The sequence below is a fragment of the Mesorhizobium sp. M4A.F.Ca.ET.050.02.1.1 genome, from assembly GCF_003997725.1.
Taxonomy (GTDB): Bacteria; Pseudomonadota; Alphaproteobacteria; order Rhizobiales; family Rhizobiaceae; genus Mesorhizobium.
The window spans coordinates 1-821 of sequence record NZ_RZSG01001326.1; the positions used below are offsets into that span (position 1 = coordinate 1).

Below are 821 nucleotides of genomic sequence, written 5' to 3' on the forward strand. Positions count from 1 at the left end.
GTCCCTCTCCAAACCGCGGCCATTGCAGCCGCGCCATATCAGCCCTTCCGGCGGTCTTGTAGCATGAAATACGGCGAAAAGCGGAACGGCAAAATGCCAATCAAAGCTTTTCCGTCGCCGCAATGCGCGGACGTTCCGGCCAGTGCCCTCTACCAGAGATTCTTGCCGTCGATGACGACGACCTCGACCTTGTCGAGGTCAAAATCGTCGAACAGGCGCGAATTCACGCTGACCTTCGGGTTGTCGAAGTCCGGCTCACCGCTCGACCAGTCGGGCGTTTCGGTGAAGGTGCCGCAGCCGCATGTGGCGCAAAAGCCGTGCTTTATGGTCTTTGACCCCCAGCGGTAGAACGAGACATTTTCGGGCGGGCTGGTGAGCTTGAATTGCTCGGGCAAATAATAGGCCCAGAGCGAGCCGCGTTTCGAGCAGAAGGAGCATGTGCATTGCGTCACGGTTTGCGGCGGTTCCGAAACCTCGAACGTTGTCGCTTCGCAGTGGCAGCTTCCCTTGATGGTCATGAACGATTTCCTCTCCATTGTCCGCCGCCTCCACGGCAAGGCAACATAAAGAAGCGTTCCTGACAACCGCCCGACGGCAGGCTTGCCTGCCCGCTCTCAAAACTGGAAAGCCCGATGCCCCTTGACCCGCAGGTCGGATGCCCGTCGCCTCAATAGGAGCGCGGCGGCACGAACAGGCAGATCGTCTTGCCGGCATCGAGCCCCGCCTGATGCGCGCACCAGTGGAATTCACCGTCGGGGCTGTCCTTGACGCGCTTGTCGGTCATGGGAACCACCTCGCCCGTGCCGGCGATCACATAGCCC

Annotated in this window: 1 protein-coding gene; it reads right to left on the minus strand. The window is 60.5% G+C overall.

Translation table 11 applies throughout. The annotated features are described in order from the left end of the window. Positions 1–149 precede the first annotated feature (149 nt). The gene (locus tag EOA33_RS37260; RefSeq protein WP_127407824.1) at positions 150–518 is read right to left on the minus strand and encodes a GFA family protein; all 369 of its coding nucleotides are present in this window, start codon (positions 516–518) and stop codon (positions 150–152) included. Positions 519–821 lie beyond the last annotated feature (303 nt).